The 18709-nt window shown below is 69.3% G+C and carries 15 protein-coding genes and 3 pseudogenes; 5 read left to right on the top strand and 13 right to left on the bottom strand.

Features of this window, described 5'->3' with window-relative positions; genetic code table 11:
- Window positions 1-72: 72 nt before the first annotated feature.
- Genes JNW98_RS04140 through ccrA form a run of 5 tightly spaced genes read right to left on the bottom strand, consistent with a single transcriptional unit; the run spans window position 73 to window position 6124 of the window.
- Complete coding sequence (locus JNW98_RS04140) at window positions 73-1278, bottom strand: acyl-CoA dehydrogenase family protein (RefSeq protein ID WP_223766676.1); 1206 nt, start codon at window positions 1276-1278, stop codon at window positions 73-75.
- 1 nt (window position 1279) lies between these two features.
- Window positions 1280-1792, bottom strand: a complete 513-nt coding sequence (locus JNW98_RS04135) for a MaoC family dehydratase (protein ID WP_223766695.1) — start codon at window positions 1790-1792, stop codon at window positions 1280-1282.
- 5 nt (window positions 1793-1797) lie between these two features.
- Entirely contained in the window at window positions 1798-2775 is a 978-nt protein-coding gene (locus JNW98_RS04130) for an HpcH/HpaI aldolase/citrate lyase family protein (RefSeq protein ID WP_223766675.1), read from the bottom strand.
- Window positions 2772-4787, bottom strand: a complete 2016-nt coding sequence (locus JNW98_RS04125; protein WP_223766674.1) for an ethylmalonyl-CoA mutase — start codon at window positions 4785-4787, stop codon at window positions 2772-2774. Before JNW98_RS04125 ends, JNW98_RS04130 begins: the two co-directional genes overlap by 4 nt.
- On the bottom strand, window positions 4787-6124 hold the full coding sequence (ccrA, locus tag JNW98_RS04120) for a crotonyl-CoA carboxylase/reductase (RefSeq protein WP_223766673.1): 1338 nt from the start codon (window positions 6122-6124) through the stop codon (window positions 4787-4789). Before ccrA ends, JNW98_RS04125 begins: the two co-directional genes overlap by 1 nt.
- A gap of 404 nt (window positions 6125-6528) precedes the next feature.
- Here ccrA and JNW98_RS04115 point away from each other — a divergent pair, with 404 nt between their 5' ends.
- Window positions 6529-7296, top strand: a complete 768-nt coding sequence (locus tag JNW98_RS04115; protein ID WP_223766672.1) for a phytanoyl-CoA dioxygenase family protein — start codon at window positions 6529-6531, stop codon at window positions 7294-7296.
- Between the two features lie 66 nt (window positions 7297-7362).
- On the opposite strand, the gene JNW98_RS04110 is transcribed toward JNW98_RS04115, so the two are convergent.
- The 3 genes from JNW98_RS04110 to JNW98_RS04100 all read right to left on the bottom strand — a co-directional run bounded on the left by JNW98_RS04110 (window position 7363) and on the right by JNW98_RS04100 (window position 11185).
- Window positions 7363-8238 (bottom strand): geranyl diphosphate 2-C-methyltransferase, encoded by an 876-nt coding sequence (locus JNW98_RS04110; protein ID WP_223766671.1) that lies wholly within the window; start codon window positions 8236-8238, stop codon window positions 7363-7365.
- A gap of 15 nt (window positions 8239-8253) precedes the next feature.
- Window positions 8254-9687 (bottom strand): family 2 encapsulin nanocompartment cargo protein terpene cyclase, encoded by a 1434-nt coding sequence (locus tag JNW98_RS04105; protein WP_223766670.1) that lies wholly within the window; start codon window positions 9685-9687, stop codon window positions 8254-8256.
- Window positions 9688-9769: 82 nt separating this feature from the next.
- The gene (locus tag JNW98_RS04100; protein WP_223766669.1) at window positions 9770-11185 is read right to left on the bottom strand and encodes a family 2B encapsulin nanocompartment shell protein; all 1416 of its coding nucleotides are present in this window, start codon (window positions 11183-11185) and stop codon (window positions 9770-9772) included.
- A gap of 636 nt (window positions 11186-11821) precedes the next feature.
- On the opposite strand from JNW98_RS04100, the gene JNW98_RS04095 reads away from it, so the two are divergent.
- Complete coding sequence (locus JNW98_RS04095) at window positions 11822-13288, top strand: MFS transporter (RefSeq protein WP_223766694.1); 1467 nt, start codon at window positions 11822-11824, stop codon at window positions 13286-13288.
- A 351-nt stretch (window positions 13289-13639) separates the two neighbouring features.
- Window positions 13640-14134, top strand: coding sequence for an HdeD family acid-resistance protein (locus JNW98_RS04090; RefSeq protein WP_223766668.1), 495 nt, complete (start codon window positions 13640-13642; stop codon window positions 14132-14134).
- 46 nt (window positions 14135-14180) lie between these two features.
- On the opposite strand, the pseudogene JNW98_RS36805 reads toward JNW98_RS04090, so the two are convergent.
- Window positions 14181-14686 (bottom strand): annotated as a pseudogene (locus tag JNW98_RS36805) (transposase family protein); the annotation flags it as partial.
- On the opposite strand from JNW98_RS36805, the gene JNW98_RS04080 reads away from it, so the two are divergent.
- A complete protein-coding gene (locus JNW98_RS04080; RefSeq protein ID WP_223766693.1) occupies window positions 14666-14869 on the top strand; it encodes a cold-shock protein in 204 nt (67 codons plus the stop codon). The pseudogene JNW98_RS36805 and the gene JNW98_RS04080 overlap by 21 nt on opposite strands.
- A 188-nt stretch (window positions 14870-15057) precedes the next feature.
- Here JNW98_RS04080 and JNW98_RS04075 read toward each other — a convergent pair.
- The 3 genes and pseudogenes from JNW98_RS04075 to JNW98_RS04065 all read right to left on the bottom strand — a co-directional run.
- A pseudogene (locus tag JNW98_RS04075) lies at window positions 15058-15444 on the bottom strand (transposase family protein); the annotation flags it as partial.
- 64 nt (window positions 15445-15508) lie between these two features.
- Window positions 15509-16153: a maleylpyruvate isomerase N-terminal domain-containing protein gene (locus JNW98_RS04070; RefSeq protein WP_223766667.1), complete on the bottom strand. Its 645-nt coding sequence runs from the start codon at window positions 16151-16153 to the stop codon at window positions 15509-15511.
- A 229-nt stretch (window positions 16154-16382) separates the two neighbouring features.
- Window positions 16383-17132 carry a transposase family protein gene (locus JNW98_RS04065; RefSeq protein WP_223766666.1) on the bottom strand — a complete coding sequence of 250 codons (750 nt, stop codon included), beginning with the start codon at window positions 17130-17132 and terminating at the stop codon, window positions 16383-16385.
- 489 nt (window positions 17133-17621) lie between these two features.
- Between JNW98_RS04065 and JNW98_RS04060 the strand changes: the two genes are divergently transcribed.
- Window positions 17622-17804 carry a hypothetical protein gene (locus JNW98_RS04060; RefSeq protein WP_223766665.1) on the top strand — a complete coding sequence of 61 codons (183 nt, stop codon included), beginning with the start codon at window positions 17622-17624 and terminating at the stop codon, window positions 17802-17804.
- A gap of 403 nt (window positions 17805-18207) precedes the next feature.
- Here the strand turns inward: JNW98_RS04060 and JNW98_RS04055 are convergent.
- A pseudogene (locus tag JNW98_RS04055) lies at window positions 18208-18387 on the bottom strand (transposase); the annotation flags it as partial.
- Window positions 18388-18709 lie beyond the last annotated feature (322 nt).

Raw genomic sequence — 18709 nt, 5'->3', positions numbered from 1 at the left:
GATGACAGAGTGTGATCTACTTCTCGACAAATCCTCTACGAAAGCCTCTCATTTCGGACAATTCCTACTGCTTCACCCCTGAATTCGGTACTCCTCCAGGAGGCGCCGACCGATGATCATTTTCTGGATCTCGGCCGTTCCCTCCCCGATCAGGAGCATCGGGGCCTCCCGGTAGAGGCGCTCGATCTCGTACTCCTTGGAGAAGCCGTAGCCCCCGTGGATGCGGAAGGCGTCCTCCACGACCTCCTTGCAGTACTCGGAGGCGAGGTATTTGGCCATCCCGGCCTCCAGGTCGTTGCGCTGACCGGAGTCCTTGGTGCGGGCGGCTCTCACCATCATCGCATGAGCCGCTTCCACCTTTGTCCCCATTTCGGCCAACTTGAACTGAATGGCCTGATGCTGGGCGATGGCCTTCCCGAACGTGTGACGCTGCTGCGCGTAGGCGACGCCCAGTTCGAACGCACGCTGTGCGACGCCGCAACCACGCGCCGCGACGTTCACGCGGCCCACCTCGACGCCGTCCATCATCTGGTAGAAGCCGCGCCCGGTGGTCCCGCCGAGCACGCGGTCCGCCGGCACCCGCAGGCCGTCCATGATCAACTCGGTGGTGTCGACGCCCTTGTAGCCCATTTTGTCGATCTTGCCGGGAATGGTGAGCCCCGGCCTGACCTGCCCGAACCCGGGCTCCTTCTCCACCAGGAACGTGGTCATCGACTTGTGCGGCGCCGACCCCTCCGGCAGCCCCTCGTCCGTCCGGCAGAGCACCGCCACGAGCGTCGACGAGCCGCCGTTGGTCAGCCACATCTTCTGGCCGGTGAGGACGTACTCGTCCCCGTCCCGGACACCCTTGGAGGTGATGGCCGACACGTCGGAGCCCAACCCCGGCTCGGACATCGAGAACGCGCCCCGCACCTCGCCGGCGGCCATCCGCGGCAGGAAGTACTCGCGCTGCTCCTGCGTCCCGTGCTGCTTGAGCATGTAGGCGACGATGAAGTGGGTGTTGATGATCCCCGACACGCTCATCCAGCCGCGGGCGATCTCCTCCACGCAGAGCGCGTATGTGAGAAGCGACTCACCGAGCCCGCCGTACTCCTCCGGGATCATCAGCCCGAACAGGCCGAGTTCCTTGAGGCCCTCGACTATCTCGGTCGGATACTCGTCGCGGTGCTCCAGGTCCGTCGCGACGGGAATGATCTCCTTGTCGACGAAGTCCCGGACCGTGGCGAGGATCTCCCGCTGGACGTCCGTCAGTCCCTCGGTCTGTGCGAGGCGGCCCATCTCACTTCTCCCGGACGATCGGTTCGGGGCGGCCGGGCTGCTCGCCGCCGCGCTCCTTGATGTACGTGGCGGTGGGCACCATCACCTTGCGCCGGAAGACGCAGACGACGGTGCCGTCCTGCTTGTAGCCGCGGGTCTCGACGTACACGATCCCGCGGTCGCTCTTCGACTTCGACGGCGTCTTGTCCAGCACCGTCGTCTCGCCGTAGATGGTGTCGCCATGGAACGTCGGCGCCACGTGCTTCAGCGACTCGACCTCCAGGTTGGCGATGGCCTTTCCGGACACGTCCGGCACCGACATCCCCAGCAACAGCGAATAGACGTAATTGCCCACGACGACGTTCTTCCCGAAATCCGTCGTCCGCTCCGCGTAGTTGCTGTCCATGTGCAGCGGGTGGTGATTCATCGTGAGCAGGCAGAAGAGGTGGTCGTCGTATTCGGTGACCGTCTTCCCGGGCCAGTGCTTGTAGACGTCACCGACGGTGAACTCTTCGTAGGTCCGGCCGAACTGCATGTCGGTCACGCCTCCGGGATCTCGAACTTGGACGTGCGGGACATGCCGGCCGCGCGGCCCTTGCCCGCGATCACCAGCGCCATCTTCCGGCTGGCCTCGTCGATCATCTCGTCGCCGAGCATCGCCGAGCCCTTCGCGCCGCCCGCCTCGGAGGTGTAGTACGCGTAGGCGTCGAGGATCAGCTCGGCGTGGTCGTAGTCGTCCTGCGACGGCGAGAAGATCTCGTTGGCCAGCGCCACCTGGTCCGGGTGCAGCACCCACTTGCCGTCGAAGCCCAGCGCCGCCGCGCGCCCGGCGACCTCGCGGTAGCCGTCGGCGTTGCGGATCTGGAGGTAGGGGCCGTCGATCGCCTGGAGGTCGTGGGCGCGGGCCGCCATCAGGATGCGCATCAGGATGTAGTGGTAGGCGTCCGCGCCGTAGCCGGGCGGCTGCTCGCCGACGACCAGGGACTTCATGTTGATCGACGCCATGAAGTCGGCCGGGCCGAAGACGATCGTCTCCATGCGCGGCGACGCGGCGGCGATCGCGTCCACGTTCACCAGGCCCTTGGCGTTCTCGATCTGCGCCTCGATGCCGATCCGGCCGACCTCGAAGCCCATGGTCTTCTCGATCTGCGTCAGCAGCAGGTCCAGGGCGACGATCTGCTGGGCGTCCTGCACCTTGGGCAGCATGATGCAGTCCAGGTTCTGGCCCGCGCCCTCGACGACCGTGATCACGTCCCGGTACGTCCAGTGGGTGGTCCAGTCGTTGACGCGCACGACCCGGGTCTTGCCCGTCCAGTCGCCGTTGTTGAGCGCGTCCACGATCTTGTGGCGGGCGCCCTCCTTGGCGATCGGCGCGCAGGCGTCCTCCAGGTCCAGGAAGACCTGGTCCGCGGGGAGGCCCTGGGCCTTCTCCAGGAAGCGGGGGTTGCTGCCGGGGACGGCGAGGCAGGAGCGGCGGGGACGAAGCCGGTTAACCGGAGTGGCGGGGGTGCCGGTCATGCGGAGACCTCCAGGGGGTCGAGCGCGTTCGCTGTGCGGATCTCATCGACGATACGGCCGATGATCTCGGTGATACCGAAGTCCTTCGGGGTGAAGACCGCCGCCACCCCGGCCTCCCGGAGCGCGGCGGCGTCGGCGGACGGGATGATCCCGCCCACGATCACGGGTACCTCGCCCGCCCCCGCCGCCCGCATCCGGGCCAGCACGTCGGGGACGAGCTCGGCGTGCGAGCCGGAGAGGATGGACAGGCCGACGCAGTGCACGTCCTCCGCGACGGCCGCCGCGACGATCTGCTCGGGGGTCAGCCGGATGCCCTGGTAGACCACCTCGAAGCCGGCGTCGCGGGCCCGGACGGCGATCTGTTCGGCGCCGTTGGAGTGCCCGTCCAGGCCGGGCTTGCCGACGAGCAGCCGCAGCCGCCCGGTGCCCAGGTCCGACGCGGTCCGGGTGACCTTCTCCCGGACGGCCGCCAGCGGAGTGCCGGCCTCCGCCGTGACGGCGAGCGGCGCGCCGCTGACGCCCGTCGGGGCGCGGAACTCGCCGAAGACGTCGCGCAGCGCCCAGGCCCACTCCCCGGTCGTCACCCCGGCGCGGACGCACTCCAGGGTGGCGGGCATCAGGTTCTCGGAGCCGGCCGCGGTCTTCTTCAGGACGGACAGCGCCTCCTGCGCGCGGAACTCGTCCCGGTCGTCCCGCCAGCGGTGCAGCGACGCGACCACCCGCGCCTCGTTCGCCGGGTCCACCGTCATGATCGCGGTGTCGAGGTCGGCGGTGAGCGGGTTGGGCTCGGTGGTCTCGAAGCAGTTGACCCCGACGATCTTCTCCTCGCCCGACTCGATCCGCGCCCGCCGCTCGGCGTGCGAGGAGACGAGCTGCGCCTTCAGGTATCCCGACTCGACGGCGGCCATCGCGCCGCCCATCTCCTGGATCCGGTCGATCTCCGCCAGGCTGTCGGTGACCAGCCCGGCCACCTTCTCCTCGATCACGTGCGAGCCGGCGAAGATGTCCTCGTACTCCAGCAGGTCGCTCTCGTGCGCCAGCACCTGCTGGATGCGCAGCGACCACTGCTGGTCCCAGGGGCGCGGCAGACCGAGCGCCTCGTTCCAGGCGGGCAACTGGACGGCGCGGGCGCGGGCGTCCTTGGAGAGGGTGACGGCCAGCATCTCCAGGACGATCCGCTGGACGTTGTTCTCCGGCTGCGCCTCGGTCAGGCCCAGGGAGTTGACCTGGACGCCGTAGCGGAAGCGGCGCTGCTTGGCGTTCTCGATGCCGTACCGGTCCCGCGTCACCCGGTCCCAGATGCGGCCGAACGCCCGCATCTTGCACATCTCCTCGACGAAGCGGACGCCCGCGTTCACGAAGAACGAGATGCGGGCGACGACGTCCCCGAACCGCTCGGCCGGCACCTGCCCGGAGTCGCGCACCGCGTCCAGCACCGCGATGGCGGTGGACATGGCGTACGCGATCTCCTGCACCGGGGTGGCCCCGGCCTCCTGGAGGTGGTAGCTGCAGATGTTGATCGGGTTCCACTTGGGGATGTGGGCGACCGTGTACGCGATCATGTCGGTGGTCAGCCGCAGTGACGGGCCGGGCGGGAAGACGTGCGTCCCGCGCGACAGGTACTCCTTGACGATGTCGTTCTGCGTCGTCCCCTGGAGCGTGGTGACGTCCGCGCCCTGTTCCTCCGCGACCACCTGGTACATGGCCAGCAGCCACATGGCGGTGGCGTTGATGGTCATGGAGGTGTTCATCCGCTCCAGCGGGATGCCCTCGAACAGCCGTCGCATGTCGCCCAGTTGCGAGACAGGGACGCCGACCCGGCCGACCTCGCCGCGGGCGAGGACGTGGTCCGGGTCGTAGCCGGTCTGCGTCGGCAGGTCGAACGCGACGGACAGGCCGGTCTGCCCCTTGGCGAGGTTGCGGCGGTAGAGCTCGTTGGACGCCTCGGCGGTGGAGTGGCCGGCGTACGTCCGCATGAGCCAGGGGCGGTCCTTCTCGCGGTCGGAACCCATCAGACGTTCCGGAAGCGGTTGATGGCCTCCACGTGCTCGGCCCGCATCTCCTCGTTCCGCACGCCCATGCCCTCCTCGGGGGCCAGCGCCAGCACGCCGACCTTGCCCTGGTGGAAGTTGCGGTGGACGTCGTACGCGGCCTGGCCGGTCTCCTCCAGCCGGTACGTCTTCGACAGCGTCGGGTGGATCTTCCCCTTGGCGACCAGTCGGTTGGCCTCCCACGCCTCGCGGTAGTTGGCGAAGTGCGAGCCGACGATCCGCTTGAGCGACATCCACAGGTAGCGGTTGTCGTACTGGTGGTCGTAGCCGGAGGTGGAGGCGCAGGTGACGATCGTGCCGCCCTTGCGGGTGACGTAGACGGAGGCGCCGAACGTCTCGCGGCCCGGGTGCTCGAAGACGATGTCCACGTCCTCGCCGCCGGTCAGCTCGCGGATGCGCTTGCCGAACCGCTTCCACTCGCGCGGGTCCTGGCTGTGCTCGTCCTTCCAGAACCGGTACCCCTCGGCGTTCCGGTCGATGATCGCCTCGGCGCCCATCCGCCGGCAGATCTCCGCCTTCTGCTCGCTCGACACGACGCAGATCGGGTTGGCGCCGCCGGCGAGCGCGAACTGCGTGGCGTACGAGCCGAGTCCGCCGCTCGCGCCCCAGATCAGCACGTTGTCGCCCTGCTTCATGCCCGCGCCGTTGCGCGACACCAGCTGCCGGTACGCGGTGGAGTTGACCAGGCCCGGAGCCGCGGCCTCCTCCCAGCTGAGGTGGTCGGGCTTGGGCATCAACTGGTTGGACTTCACCAGCGCGATCTCCGCCAGGCCGCCGAAGTTGGTCTCGAAGCCCCAGATCCGCTGCTGCGGGTCGAGCATCGTGTCGTTGTGCCCGTCGGCCGACTCCAGCTCGACGGAGAGGCAGTGCGCGACGACCTCGTCCCCCGGCTTCCAGGCGTTGACGCCGGGGCCCGTGCGCAGCACGACGCCCGCGAGGTCGGAGCCGATGACGTGGTACGGGAGGTCGTGGCGGGCGGCGAGCGGCGAGAGCCGGCCGTAGCGTTCCAGGAAGGAGAAGGTGGAGACGGGCTCGAAGATCGAGGTCCACACGGAGTTGTAGTTCACCGAGCTGGCCATCACGGCCACCAGCGCCTCGCCGGGCCCGAGTTCGGGCACCGGCACCTCCTCGACGTGCAGGGACTTGCGCGGGTCCTTCTCGCGGGTCGCCAGCCCGGCGAACATGTCCGCCTCGTCCTTGTGCACGGTGACCGCGCGGTACGACTCGGGGATCGGCAGGGCGGCGAAGTCCTCGCTGGTGGTGTCGGTGGCGAGGATGGCGTCGAGTATCTGGTTCACGGTAGTGCCTCCGGCGAAGCGCGTTCTCGGGGAAACGGCTTGAGGGAACGTCGGGGGATGGTGCCGTCGGTTCGGTGGGGTGGCGCGGGAGCGCGCGGGGTGGCCGCGCAGGCGGTACGTGTGCCTGGTGACGCAGGCGGTCCGGGCGCGCAAGGTGGTGCTTGCGGGGACAGCCGGCACACGACGCTTTCGTCGGTGCGCCGGCCGCCCGGACAGCATCAAGGTATGGCACGCCGTGCCACTCGACAAGACACTCGGTGCCAGGAATTTGAGACATCTGTCACCGGGGGTTCACAGATGAGCGGTAGCTGGTGAGTCGTAGCCGTTCCCCGAGGGCGGCACCCGACAGAAGCGGTACGGGAAGTGTCGGGTGGCCGGAGCCCGAATCACCGCACGATGAGGGCATGGATGACACCACCTTGATCTCCCGCTTCCTCCGCGACGGCTTCGTGAAGCTGGAGGGCGCCGTCGCGCCGCGCGTGGCCGCGGACTGCGCACGGCTGCTGTGGCGGGAGACGGGCTGCGACCCCGACGACCCGGCCACCTGGGCCCGGCCCGTGCACTGGGTGCCGGGCATGGGCCAGGGCCCCTTCGCCGCCGCCCCCAACTCCCCGGCCCTGCACCGCGCCTACGACCTGCTCGCCGGCCCGGGGCGCTGGGAGCCGCGCTACTCCCTGGGCACGTTCCCGCTCCGCTTCCCGCACGCGGAGGAGCCGGACGACGCGGGCTGGCACATCGAGGGGAGCTACCTGCCGGAGGGCGAGACCTGGTACTTCACCAACCTGCGCTCCCGGGGCCGGGCGCTGCTGATGCTGTTCCTCTTCAGCGAGGTCGGCCCGGACGACGCCCCGACCCGGATCCGGGTCGGCTCCCACCTGGACGTGCCGAAGGTGCTGGAGAAGTACGGGGAGGACGGCGCGAGCGGCCTCGCGCTCGCCCCCGACCTGGGGGCCGCCTCCGACCACCGGCCCCTCGCCCTGGCCACCGGCTCCCCGGGCGACGTCTTCCTCTGCCACCCCTTCCTGGTCCACGCGGCACAACCGCACCACGGGACCCGGCCCCGCTTCATGGCCCAGCCGCCCCTGCTGCCCGCCGCGCCCTACGAACTCGAGCGGGCCGACGGCGCGTACTCGCCCGTGGAGATCGCGATCCGGCGGGGTCTGGGGCGGTGAACGACATCGGCTCGACCCGAGCGGCCATGAGCCACCTCGGGGGCGCCCCCGAGGGTGCCGCCCGGGTCAGACGCGGTCGGCCGCGATGAGCACGTACTGGAAGGATCCGTCCCGGTACGACTCGATGAACGCCTCCTCGATCCCGGTGACCAGCGAGGACGTGGCCCGCAGTTCCCAGTACGGCAGGGTGTCGGGGGTCAGGTCGACCACGGTCTGCGGCACCAGCCGGTTGTCGGCCATGGCCCGCAGGTACTCGCGGCGAGAGTGGATGTTGCACTCGAAGTGGGCGTTGATCTGGGAGACCCACTTCGACGGCTGGCCGTAGCGGGGGTTCCAGCAGCCGGTGATGGTCACGTACCGGCCGCCCACCTTGAGGATGCGGGAGTGCTCGGCGAACAGGTCGTGCAGGTCCACGTACATGGACGACTCGTTGTTCCACGAGGCGGCCACGCTGCCCTTCTCGAACGGGGTGTCGAGCATGTTGCACACGCGGGAGCGCACGTGGTCCTGGATCAGCAGGTCCCGTGCCCGCCCGTTGCCGAAGTCGGCCTGGGTGGCGGACAGGGTGACGCCCTCGACCTTGCAGCCGAAGCGCCGGTGAGCCATGATCATGCACCCGCCACGCCCGCAGCCGGCGTCGACGAGGGTGTCGTCGGTCCCGATGGGGCCGAGGTGATCCAGGAGGAAGTCGGCCTGGGCGGACTCAAGCCGGTGCAGCTCGGCGATCAGCTTCTTCTCGTACTCGCTGTGCTCCGGGTCGCCCAGCGCCTCGTGGTTGACGGCCCCGATGCCGTAGTGATGGTGGTAGAGCCCGTCGACATCACCGAGGCGCAGGTTCACCGGCCTGGCCTCGTTGTTCCAGTACCGGGCGATGTCCTCCTGGTAGGGGGTCGCCGGGGCCGGGATCGCCGCAGCGGCGGTGGGGATGATTTCTGTGGTCATAGGGGTGTCCGTTCCTTACCAGAAGTCGGGCAGGCTGTAGCGATAGGTGTTGGTGCGGTGCCAGTCGTGGTTGCCGTCGACCCATGTGGCCACGCCCTTGAGGAAGCGCACCACGCTGGGCAGCGGGCACTCCGCGGCGAGCTCGGCCGCTGCCGCCTCGAAGGCGTGCATCAGTTCGTTGTGGATCTCGACCGCCTTGAGATAGGCGTCGCGCTCCGAGAGCTGCCGGCGTTCGGCGAGGACCACGGGCAGGTTCAGATGCCTGCCGGGACTGGCGAGTTCCTTGGTGTAGGAGTACAGGTCGTTGACGATGGTGGTCGCGTTCCCGGCCAGCGCGATGACCCGCTGCATCTCCGGGCGTGCGTGCAGATCCGCCGGGAGCTCGTAGCCTCCGACGGTGTCGGTGATGGTGGGACAGGGGCGGAAGTTGTTGAACTGGCGCATGGCCAGGTACTCCCACACCTCCGGGTCATGGTCGGTCTCGGCCCAGGCGGCCTCGGCCAGGTAGCCCAGGTGCAGCCGGGCCATGTCGTGGCGGAAGCGGTCGACCTGGGAGGGCGTGGCCATGCGGACGAAGTAGTCCATCGCGCTGCGATAGGCGCGCCGCGGGGCGTCCGAACCGAGCGACTCCTCCCACGCCGACGCGTACTCCGGGGTCGTGTGGAGCGGGTCGAGTGCGGTGTGCGCCAGGAGAAGACGTCCGCCGAGACCGACGGGCGAGCCGCCGTGGTCCTCGCAGTAGCAGTCGTCGACGGCGTTCTCCGCGACCATCATCCGGGTGGCGATCATCAAGTGATCGACCGTGGGGGCGTCGGGGTGGCAGCCGACCATGTACCGCCCGACGGAGAAGCCGTCGAACTGGCCCTCCCACTCCTCGGGATAGAGCTGGACCTCGTCCTCGGCCCAGCGCTTGATCCGGCGGCTCACCTCCTCGACGCGGACGGGGTCGGGCTCCGGGACGGGGTGGTGGTACAGGCCGGGTACGGCCTGGCCTTCGGCGGGCGGGGCCGGGGCGGGCTCCGGCGGTGGCCGGTGTGAAGTGAGGGCCAGGGACAGCGAGACGGTGCCCGGACCGCTCGGGCCGCCGAGGACCCGTCGCGCAGCCGGGACGATCGGCGGTTCGGATGGTGCGACCGCTCCCGCGTCGGTGACCGGTGGAGGCGGTGGAGGCGGTGGAGGTTGTGGAGACGGTGGGGGCGGTGGAAGTGGCGGAGACGGTGGGGGCGGAGGCGCGCTGGTCGGTCGCGCACCGCCGGCCAGGGACAGCGAGGTCGTGCCCAGCCCGGTGGGCCCGCCCAGGACCTGCCGGACGGCGGGTTCGGCGGGAGGCGCGGGTACGGGTACGGGTACGGAGGGCGGGGCGGGCGGCGTGGGGACGTCCGACGCTGTGCCGGCCGGCCTCGACGGCTGCGCGGGGACGGATGGCCCGGGGGGCCCGGGATCGGGCATCTACTCCTCCTCGTTGCGGTGGGGTGAGCGCTCGTACGGCGTGGAAGGACGCGTCGGCCCGCTTCCCACGGCGTACGTGCCCTCAGTCGCGTCCGCGGGCGATCTGCACGTTCTCCATGACCCCGAGTGCGTCGGGTACGAGCACCGCGGCGGAGTAGTACGTGCTGACGAGGTACGAGGCGACCGCCTGCTCGTTGATGCCCATGAAGCGTGCCGAGAGGCCCGGCTCGACCTCGTCCGGCAGCCCTGTCTGCCACAGGCCGATGACCCCTTGGCTCTTCTCGCCCGTGCGCATGGCGATGATGGAGCTGGTCTGCTCCTTGCTGATCGGGATCTTGTTGCAGGGCAGGATCGGGACCCCGCGCCAGGCCGGGACGGACTGTCCGCCGAGGTCGACGTGGTCCGGGTAGAGCCCGTAGGCGTTGAAGCCGCGTCCGATCGCGGCGATCGTCCTCGGGTGGGCGAGGAAGAGTTTGGTGCCACGGCGGCGGCAGAGCAGATCGTCCATGTCGTCCGGGGTCGGCCGGCCGGAGTGGGGCTGGATGCGCTGCTTGAAGTCGACGTTGTGCAGCAGCCCGAACTCACGGTTGTTGACGAGCTCGTACTCCTGGCGCTCGCGCAGCGCCTCGATGGTCAGCCGGAGTTGCTCCTCCAGCTGGTCCATCGGCCCGTTGAAGAGATCCGAGACCCGCGTGTGGACCCGCAGGACGGTCTGGGCGACCGACAGTTCGTACTCCCGCGGCCTGAGCTCGTAGTCGACGAAGGCGCCCGGGAGATCGACTTCGCCGACGTGCCCGGCTGACATGGCGATCTCGGCCTCACCGTGCTTGTTCTGCCGCCGCTGTGCGGCGGAGCCGAACTCGGTGACGTGGGCGCGAAGGCCGGGCACGGAGTTCTGCACGGCGGTGAAGTCGGCACGGGAGAGGGTGAGGAGAGTGCCGGAGGTCTCGGCGGTGGCCGTGTAGTCGTAGCGGGCGTCGGGGTCCAGGAGGACGTCCTCACCGAAGTGGCCGCCGTCCGCGAGCACGGCGAGGGAGGTCTCCCCGCCGTACTTTCCCTCACCGGTCTGGCGGACCCGTCCATGGGCGATCAGATGGATCCGGTCCGCCGGGCTGCCCCGCTCGACGAGCACCTCACCGGCGGTGAAGTCCCGCTGTTCGCAGCGGTCGGCGAGAGCGGTGAGGGCGGTGAGGTCCTCGAAGCCCCGCAGCAGGGCCAGTTCGCCGAGCTTGCGGGGGATCACACGGACCCGGGCACCCTCCTGTACGAACTCGACGAGCCCGTCACCGACGGTATGCCGCAGCCGCCGGTTGACCCGGTACACGCCGCCCTTGGTCTCGACCCAGGGGAGCATCCGCAGCAACCAGCGGGAGGTGATCTCCTGCATCTGCGGGGCGGACTTGGTGGTGGTGGTGAGGTTGCGCGCGGCGGAGGTGCTCAGCGACTGCTGCGGCGCGGCCGGTGCGGCCTCGGTTCCCGGGCTGCTGTCCACGGTCATCGGGGTGGCTACTCCTTGCGTGGCCGGGCGGCCGACGCACGGGTGTGCGCCGATACGCGACGCGGAGGATCCGGCAAGTCAGGAAGGGCGATTGCGACGGTCCATCCATTGGTAGCAAGGTATGGGCCGGCCGAGCCGACTGGCTCGGAAAGCCCAGCAGCTTCCTTCGAAGCGGTGATATTCTTTCGAATCCGGTTTATCCGACCAATAAGTGATATGGCACCACCTTCACCGGGGATGTGCGCAGTCGGTTTCCCGCTACAGCTTGTTCGGCCCACCGCCGGCTATCGGTTTTGCGCCGCATTTCTTCACCGGTGGTCGGTAATGGGCAAGCAGGTGATCAGGCACCAGGCCGCCCTCGGTTCCGTCCGTCGCCGGAGAGCCGCCCGGCCGGGACGGCAGGACGTCCGCGAGGAGCGGCGCCCGAACTCGCCGAGAAACGTGATCTGCGTCGCGAAACGGCCGGTGGCCGTTTCACGACCGTGCCCGGTGTGAAGGCGAGCCGCGCACACGGGGCCCGCCACCGGACACGCCGGCCGGGCCCGCGATCCGCAGGGAAGGAACCGCGTCTTGCCCAGAGGCAGCAGCGCCGCGATCCGGCGCGACGGCAGCGACAGCGCAGGTGGCGACGGCGACATGCCGCCCGGCGCCGGCCGGCACGCGGCGCTCCACCGGGCCGCCGAGCGCCGCCGCGCGGCACGGCCGGGACGCGCGGACGTCACGGACATCACGGTCACCGACGAGCGGCTGGTCAGACGCGCGGTGAAGGCGGCGGCGCTCGGCAACGCCATGGAGTGGTTCGACTTCGGCGTCTACAGCTACCTGGCCGTCGTCATCGGCGACGTGTTCTTCCCGTCCGGCGACGGTGTCGTACGGCTGCTGTCGTCCCTGGCGACCTTCGCCGTCGCCTTCCTCGTCCGGCCGCTCGGCGGGCTGTTCTTCGGGCCGCTCGGCGACCGCGTCGGCCGCAAACGGGTGCTGGCGCTGACCATGGTCCTGATGGCCGCCGGCACCTTCGCCATCGGACTGATCCCGTCGTACGCGGTCATCGGCTTCTGGGCCCCGGTCCTGCTGATCGGCTTCCGGATGCTCCAGGGGTTCTCCACCGGCGGCGAGTACGGCGGCGCGTCCACCTTCATCGCCGAGTACGCGCCCGACAAACGCCGCGGCTACTACGGCAGTTTCCTCGAATTCGGCACCCTCGCCGGCTACGTCGGCGCCGCCGGCCTCGTCACCGTCATGAGCACCTGGCTCGGCGGCGACGGGATGCGGGAGTGGGGGTGGCGGGTCCCCTTCCTCGTCGCCGGGCCGCTCGGCCTCGTCGGCCTGTACCTGCGGCTGCGGCTGGAGGAGACGCCGGCCTTCCGGAAGCTGGCCGAGGACTCCGCGAGCCGGACCCGGCAGGAGGCGGAGGCGCCCGGGCCGCGGGAGATCTTCCGTACGCAGTGGCGCCGGCTGACCCTGTGCGTCGTCCTGGCCGGCGCCTACGGCATCACCGACTACATGCTCCTCTCCTACCTGCCCACCTACCTCACCGACCGGCTCGGCTACGACGAGGCGCACGGCATCGTCATCCTGATCGTGACGATGCTGCTGCTGATGTGCGTCATCACCCTCGTGGGGCGGCTCAGCGACCGGGCGGGGCGGAAACCGCTGCTCATGGCGGGCATGGGCGGGTTCGTCGTCCTGTCCGTGCCCGCGTTCCTGCTGATCGGGCAGGGCGGCGTCGTCGCCGTCCTCGGCGGCATGCTCCTGCTGGGCCTGCCCCTCGTCTGCCTCCTCGGCACGATGTCGGCCGCGCTCCCCGCACTCTTCCCCACCCGCGTCCGCTACGGCTCCCTCTCCATCGGCTACAACGTCTCCACCTCCCTCTTCGGCGGCACCACCCCGCTCATCACCACCGGCCTGATCCACGCCACCGGCAGCGACCTGGCCCCCGCCTGGTACGCCGCGGGGGCGGCCCTCGTCGGCGTGGCCGCGGTCGCCTGCATGAAGGAGACGGCCGGGCGGCCGCTGGAGGGCTCGCCGCCGTCGGTGGCGACGGAGGAGGAAGCGGAGGAGGTGGCGGAGGAGATGGCGGCGGCCAGGGCCGCGAGCGTGTGAGCGCGATCCTTTTCACTCTGGCCGCCGGCCGGTGACGAGTTCGCCGGCCGGTGACGAGTTCGCCGCCGCGGTGGCCGGTGCGGGCTTCGTGGTCGACGGGGTGGACCGAGGCCCGTACGCCGAGGTGTGGGCGTCCCGCGACGCCTGACGTCCGGGGCGGGCCGTCCGGTCGCGTGCCGGGGCGGCATTGTCATCGGCGCCGTCGGCGCCGACCACTCGGAACGGCCGTTCGGGGGGAATGCTGCCCTCGCGGATGCATGAAGGGGCATAAAGGCTGAATATGCACTTATGACTGCTTCTGATGCCACACGTATCACTCGCGACCTGCAGAGACTCGGCAAAGCGGCGTGGGTGTCCCTACTGCTGCTGGGCGTGGCCGCCCTCGCGGTCGGCGTGCTGACGCTGGCCTGGCCGGACAAGACACTCATGGCGGTAGGCGTGCTGTTCGGTATCTTCCTCGTCCTCAGCGGCGTCATGGAGATCGTCACAGCGTTCGGTGCGTTCGTCTCCACCAGCATGCGTGTCCTCTACCTCGTCGCCGGCGCGTTGTCGATCATGCTCGGTCTGTTCTGCTTCCGGAATACCCTGCGCGGTTCCGTGCTGCTGCTGAGTCTGTGGATCGGCATCGGCCTGCTGATGTACGGCATCGCGACGGCGGTGACCAGCGCCGAACTGGCCAACGGCTGGGGCATCTTCCTCGGCGTGCTGGCAATCGTCGGCGGTGGCATCGTCATCGCCTGGCCACTCTCCGCGATCACCACACTCGCCGTGTTCACCGGCATCTGGCTGATCGCGGTCGGCCTGGTGGAAGTGATGCACGCACTGACCTTGAAACGCCTTCTCTGAGACCGCGTCCTTCTCTGAGACCGCGTCCTGGCTTCTGTTCGGCGGATCACTGGCGGAGCCGGAGCCGGATCGCTGCGGCGGTGACGGTGCCATGGAAGACGTGAGCCCGCTTGTCGTAACGGGTCGTGGCTGCGCGGGAGTTCTTGAGTCGGTTGATCGTCCGCTCGGCTTCGCCGCGGCGCCCGTAGCGGGCGCGGTCGAAGCCGGCGGCCCTGCCGCCCTCCCGGTCTCTGCGCCGCCGGTCGGCCCGCCGGTCCTTCGGCCCCGGGGTCGCCCGTCCGGCGGCCGAGGGACCCGGATCCGGTCTGGGGTCTCGACCTCTGCGGGGCGTCTCCCCCCGCTGGCTCGGCGTCAGCAGGGGAGCCAGAGGGCGGCAGCCGCCTTCGCCCCGGCGAGGTGAATTTTGCGGATGAAGAGCTGGTTCAAGCGGGCCTGAAGGGTGAGGGTTCCGGCTCCACGCCCGGAATGGCATGACCATTTACGCTGTGGGGCCGTCCGGCCTTGCGGCGCGTTGACACCCTTGGGAGGGACATTGCCACCGGCACTGTGTTGTGGTTCAACGGGGAGAAGGGGTTCGGCTTCATCACCCCGGAGGGTGGCGGTGACGAGCTCTTCGCCCACTTCAGCGAGATCCGCACGGACGGCTTCAAGACCCGGCAGGAAAACCAGAAGGTGGAGTTCGAGGTCAAGGTAGGCCCCAAGGGCCTGCAGGCCGCCAACATCAGGCCCCTGTAGCTCACCGACGCGGCCTCTGCCCCTCCTCGGGTGACAAGGAGGGGCAGAGCCGTACCGGCCAGGTTGCCGACAGGGCGTGGCCGATGGGATAGATCAGGCGACCCACCCACGGCCGTGACATCCGGCTTCGCGCGAAGAAGACGCCTGGAGGCATGCCCATGCCCCAGCTTGCGTGAGCGACGGTCACGGGTGCCGTGAAAGACATACGCCCTCTTGGCGAAGCGCTTCGCTACGGCCCGTGAGATCTTCAACCGGCTGATCAGTCGCTCGACTTCGTTCCTCCGGGCATAGAGCGCCGGATCGAATCCAGCGGGCCGGCCGCCATTGCCGCCGCGGCGTCGACGATGGGCCCGCTGGTCCCGGCGCTCGGGAATAGTGTGCTTGATCTGTCGACGCCGCAGGTAACGCCGGTTAAGGCGCGATGAGTACGCTTTGTCGCCGCTCACATGGCCCGGGCCCTCGGCGTCGGCATCGGCGTCGGCATCGGCTTGGACGGCCGGCAGAATCCTGTCCCACGTCCCGTCCGCCGACCAGCGCCGATGCCGTTCGTAGACGGTTTTCCATGAACCGTGGCGCCCCGACCCGCGATCGAACCAACGAGCGACCGGGTAGAAGATCACATGGTTCGCAGGAGAGAACCTAGAGTGCGTTGACCGCCTCCGGGGCGCGCTCCACCCGGGACAGGCCGCGGAGGACCGCGACGGGACCGTGGCGGCGGATGGCGATGCGGGTCAGCACGTCCACCACGGACTCGGTGGCCGCCGCCGGGACCGCCGGCGTGTCCAGGCCGACGCTCGCCGCCAGGTCGTCGCTGTGGATCAGCAACTCCAGCAGACGGGTGCGGAGAAAGGTGTCGACGCTCGTCGAGATGGCCTCCGGCCAGTGGCCCATCCGCACCTGGTGGTCGGGAACGGACGGCAGGTCGGCCGCCAGCTCCGTCAGTGTGGCGGTGGTGCGCGCCACCAGCTCGGTCGGGCCCTCGGCGCTGTGCCGCTCGGCGTTGTCGCGTATACCGGTGTTGAACTCGCTGTCGACGTCCTCGCCGATCCAGGAGATCTGGGCGTAATAGTCGTGAACATCCAGCTCCTGGCGGCCCTCGACCGGTTCGGCGACGACCCCCGGCACCGCCAGGAACTGGAATGCCAGGTGCTCGGCGATGCCGCCGACCGTCATCTTCGGAAGGGCGCCGGGCTCGTCCCAGGCCGCGGCCACCTTCGGATCGGCGATCAGGCCGGCGGCGGCCCGGGCCGCGTCGAGGAACAGGGAACGCATGGTGCTGGTCATGGCGTCAGGTTAACGCCGGTCGTCTTCTCCCGGGTTCCGGGCCGATGCGGCGCCAGGCATGCCTCGTCAGCCCCCTCGTCGGTGGCCGATCGCCCAGTTCCCCGCCCCTCTCAGCTGAGCCTGTTTCTCAACCCTCGTGAAACCTGCCGCTGTCGTGCTGCGGGGCTTGCCGCGAAGAGGGCCTGGGGCCGGCGACCGTGAGGTGTCACTCCAGAGTGAATGAGCTTCTTCAGCGTTGCTTCTCCAGAGTGATGATGGCCTTGACGATTGACGTGAGCTTGTTGGGGCTGACGTGAGCTTTGCGGAAGATCCGCCAGGCTTTGAGTCGTGCGAAGGCCCGTTCGACGGGCGAGCGGAGTCGGGCATGTGCCCGGTTGACGGACTTCTCTTTGACGGTGAGGTCACGGCTTCGGTGTTTTTTGACGGGTGTGGCGAACGTTCCGCCGGCACCCTGGTACGCCTTGTCCGCGAGAGCGGGGATCTTCAGATGTTCACAGATGGTGACGATGTGGTGGGTGCGGGCGACAGTGATGTCCGCGGTCCGTCCCGGCAGGGCGGGCGAGTACCAGACGCGCTCACCGGCCGGGCCGGTGACCGCCTGGATGTTCACGCCGTGCTTGCGGTGCTTGCCTGAACAGTCGTCCTGGCCGTTGCCCACGCGATCGCACTCGGCGAGAGTGCCGTCGACGAGGACGTACTCGGGGCGGGCTTGTCGCAGTGCGCGGGTGAGTGAGGGAGCGCGGGAGGACAGGTGTGTGATCCCGCTGTGTACATAGGCGTGGGCGGTGCTCTCGCTGATCCGGAACCCGGCGGCGATCTGGGCGAGGGTGTCGTGCTTGCGCAGGTAGACGAGTGTGATCAGGGCCCGCTGAGAGGCTGGCAGTTTGCACCGGCGGTCACCCTCGCGGGTGACGATGAGTATCGTGACCCATTCCACGAGGGCATGCGGAAGGTCCAGTGCGGCAGGATAGGTGACCAACAAGGCTCCCTGGCGATCGAGTTGAGACGTGAGATCTCTCGCTCAACCGTCCGGGAGCCTTGTCCGTTACGCGTCCTTGCCTGTCACCCGATCAGTGGCCGACTCGAAGAACCTCAATGATTCGCACATAAAATCGCTCATCGGTTACTGGCCATACATTCGTCCTGAATATCACAAGGCGCTCCAGGGGTGTGCGTCCAGCCGCATAGTGAGAGAGCGCTGATCGCGGGCGCAGCGTCTGACCGTCCGGCTGCTGCGGTGCCGTTCGGACCCGCTCGCCGGACAGACAAGGAGTGCCGGTGGCCACCCAGTCCCACTTCCAGACCGGTGAGGTCCCCCATGGTTTCATGGTCAACGAGTCGGGGGGGCTCATCCACTACAAGTACGGCATCGTCCTGGCCGTCCCGAACCCCAACCAGGGCAACAGTACGGTCTGGGGGGGACGGCTACCTCAGCTTCGGCTCCGACTGGGCCGACGTACGGCTGCGGGTGGCCCTGCACAACGGCACGACGTGGACCGTCGTCAAGAACTGGGACATCATCGCCGGCAACGCCCGGCTCGCCGAGAAACTCCCCGCCGGAACCCAGAAGGTCAGCATCGGGCGCGTGAAGAAGAGCGCCGGCGACATGGTCGACAACGCCCCCGTCGGCTGGCTGCTCGAGTACGTGTAAGCCGACCGGTCGATGTGCTTGGTGTCCCGGCCGCGGCGCGGCCGGGACGCCGGTCCTTCTCGGTCGTGCGTGACGCTGTCGGGGATCTTGGAGTGTGCGGTCGACGGTGGCGGCGGCTCTGGGCGTCCGTCCGGGTGGGGTCGCGCCGAGCGTCGAGGAGGTGACGGCGTTGAAGCCTCGATTGACGGCGCATGCCGAGCGGCTGCTGCGCCTGGCGAAGTCCTGGAACGACTCCCGCCGTCGGACGCTCGGCGACGGGCGTCCGCAGCTGGTGAGCTATGGGCTGCTGTATGTCCGCCGCGTGAGCGACTATGGCGCCCCTGATGCACGCCCGCCACCACGCGCCCGACTACGAGCGGCTCGTCCAGCACTCCGAAACCTTGATCATGTGGGCGGCGAGCACACTGATGATCCAGGCCAGGCTCCTCTCGACGACCCAGCGGCGGGGCAGGGTCACGAACCCGGAGGCGTACCGCGGCCGGGAGACCATCTTGATCGTCAGGTTCAGATGTCTCTTCGCCCAGGTGACGAGCTTGCCCGCGTAGGCGGAGTCGGCCCAGACGATCGTGATCTCCGGGTGCGAGCAGTACACCGCCGACGACCACCGGTCCACACCCGCGATCCACCGGCCCCTGCACACCGGGCACACCGCCTCGCCGGCGCCGTCCCGCACTGCCGCCGGCCGCTTCCGCAGCCGCCGCTCCGCCCGCCACTGCCTGGAGCGACACGACGACGAACAGAACACCGCCTCCGGCCGGACCCCCGGCCGCAGCCGCTCACCACACGCCCGGCAGACCCTCTCCCCGGCCCGCCCCGCGCCCTCGGACACGAGCCCAGCGTAGGCCGCCCACTCGCCCCCAGGCCGGGGATCGCAAACCTCCACTTTACGGGGCGCTGCATGATCC

This window comes from Streptomyces huiliensis (assembly GCF_020037025.1).
Classification (GTDB): Bacteria; Actinomycetota; Actinomycetes; order Streptomycetales; family Streptomycetaceae; genus Streptomyces; species Streptomyces huiliensis.
This window is presented reverse-complemented; position numbering and strand designations above follow the sequence as displayed.

Bases quoted from the DNA above. Each gene is read 5' to 3' on its own strand.
- JNW98_RS04140 (WP_223766676.1), bottom strand. From the start codon at position 1,278: ATGGGCCGCCTCGCACAGACCGAGGGACTGACGGACGTCCAGCGGGAG.
- JNW98_RS04135 (WP_223766695.1), bottom strand. From the start codon at position 1,792: ATGCAGTTCGGCCGGACCTACGAAGAGTTCACCGTCGGTGACGTCTAC.
- JNW98_RS04130 (WP_223766675.1), bottom strand. From the start codon at position 2,775: ATGACCGGCACCCCCGCCACTCCGGTTAACCGGCTTCGTCCCCGCCGC.
- JNW98_RS04125 (WP_223766674.1), bottom strand. From the start codon at position 4,787: ATGGGTTCCGACCGCGAGAAGGACCGCCCCTGGCTCATGCGGACGTAC.
- JNW98_RS04115 (WP_223766672.1), top strand. From the start codon at position 6,529: ATGGATGACACCACCTTGATCTCCCGCTTCCTCCGCGACGGCTTCGTG.
- JNW98_RS04110 (WP_223766671.1), bottom strand. From the start codon at position 8,238: ATGACCACAGAAATCATCCCCACCGCCGCTGCGGCGATCCCGGCCCCG.
- JNW98_RS04105 (WP_223766670.1), bottom strand. From the start codon at position 9,687: ATGCCCGATCCCGGGCCCCCCGGGCCATCCGTCCCCGCGCAGCCGTCG.
- JNW98_RS04100 (WP_223766669.1), bottom strand. From the start codon at position 11,185: ATGACCGTGGACAGCAGCCCGGGAACCGAGGCCGCACCGGCCGCGCCG.
- JNW98_RS04095 (WP_223766694.1), top strand. From the start codon at position 11,822: ATGCCGCCCGGCGCCGGCCGGCACGCGGCGCTCCACCGGGCCGCCGAG.
- JNW98_RS04070 (WP_223766667.1), bottom strand. From the start codon at position 16,153: ATGACCAGCACCATGCGTTCCCTGTTCCTCGACGCGGCCCGGGCCGCC.